The 1,614-nt window shown below is 69.1% G+C and carries 2 protein-coding genes; both read left to right on the top strand.

Going from position 1 to position 1,614, the window contains the following annotated elements:
* The coding region (locus GA0115259_RS06110) for a sensor histidine kinase (protein WP_237539802.1) at nt 1-607 on the top strand (607 nt) is incomplete at its 5' end.
* A gap of 224 nt (nt 608-831) precedes the next feature.
* The coding region (locus GA0115259_RS06105; RefSeq protein WP_176732448.1) for a sensor domain-containing protein at nt 832-1,614 on the top strand (783 nt) is incomplete at its 3' end.

Here is a 1,614-nt window from a genome sequence, read left to right as displayed (position 1 = left end):
CGTGGACACGGCAGCAGCCGATCTGCGCAGGATCGAACGCGACCTCCACGACGGCGCCCAGGCCCGACTCGTAGCCCTCGCCATGGACCTCGGCCTCGCCAAGGAGAAACTCACCGAGGACCCGGAGGCCGCGGCACGCATGGTGGACGAGGCACACGGAGAAGTGAAGATAGCCCTCCAGGAGCTACGCGATCTGGCACGCGGCATCCATCCCGCCGTCCTCACCGACCGCGGCCTCGACGCCGCCCTCTCCGCCATCGCCTCCCGCTGCACCGTCCCGGTGAACGTGAGTGTCGACCTGACCGAGCGGCCCGCGGAGGCGATCGAGGGCATCGCGTACTTCACGGTCTCCGAGCTCCTCCAGAACGTCAGCAAGCACAGCGGCGCGCGCACCGCGGCCGTCGACGTATGGCGGACGGAGGACCGGCTGCTGGTCCAGGTCCAGGACGACGGGCGCGGCGGCGCGCGGCTGGACGGCGGTACGGGCATGTCCGGGCTGGCCGAACGGCTCGGCGCGGTCGACGGGCTCTTCGTCCTCGATTCACCGGCCGGCGGCCCGACGGTCGTCACGGCCGAACTGCCCTGGCGTCAGCGCGGAAAGGGCTGAGAGGGCCGAGAGGGCCGGCCTCAAGGTCGGACCTACACCCTCCAGGGTGGGGAAAACCCCAGGGTGAAGACGGAGACCGGCCTCATGGTGCCGACACCTCACCGCCCAGCAGCATGGAGTACATGGAAGCCCTCAGCCCACTCAGCCACAGCCGGCAGCACAGCCGGAGCTACAGCAGGCAGCCCAGCCAGAGCCACAGCCCGCTCGCAGAACGGACACCACCGATGGCCATGGACCACGGATACGGATACGGCCCGGACCACGAGTACGGATCACGGCGGCGGCCTCATCTCCTCCCGCCCGCCCTGCGCGCGCCGGTCGAGGCACGTACCTGGCGCGAGTTCGGATATCTGCTGCTCAGCATGCCGATCAGCACCGTGTTCTTCACCTATGCGATAGCGACGCTCTCGCTCGGCGGAGGGATGCTCGTCACCTTCCTCGGTATCCCGGTGCTGGCGGTCGGGCTGGCCGGCTGCCGTGGCTTCGGCATGCTGGAGCGGGCGCGGGCCCGAGGGCTGCTGGGGCTGGACGTGGCCGATCCCGCGCCGGTGCGGAGCAAGAAGAGCGGAGTGATGTCCTGGGTCGCCGCGATGCTGAAAAGCGGAGTGTCCTGGCGGCATCTCGTCTACGGAGTAGTGCACTTCCCTTGGGCGATCTTCGCGTTCACCGTCTCCGTGTCGTTCTGGCTCACGAGCTGGGCGCTCTTCACCTATCCGCTCTGGCAGTGGGTGTTCCCCGACCATCTCGACCAGCCGGGCATCTCGGTCTACAGCGACAGCCGGGGCAGCGGTCTCTTCCTCGACACGCCGTTCGAGATCGGTGTCACCAGCGCGGTCGGGCTGGTGCTCGTCCTCGCCACTCCCTGGCTGATACGCGGTCTGGTGACCGTGGACCGGCTGATGGTCGCCGGACTGCTCGGACCGTCCCGGCTGGCCACCCGGGTCTCGGAGCTGGAGTCGGACCGTGGTGTGGTCGTGGACACGGCAGCAGCCGATCTGCGCAGGATC

Source organism: Streptomyces sp. MnatMP-M17 (assembly GCF_900091995.1).
GTDB lineage: Bacteria > Actinomycetota > Actinomycetes > Streptomycetales > Streptomycetaceae > Streptomyces.
The sequence above is the reverse complement of the archived record's forward strand: the minus strand, read 5'-3'. Positions and strand labels throughout refer to the sequence as shown.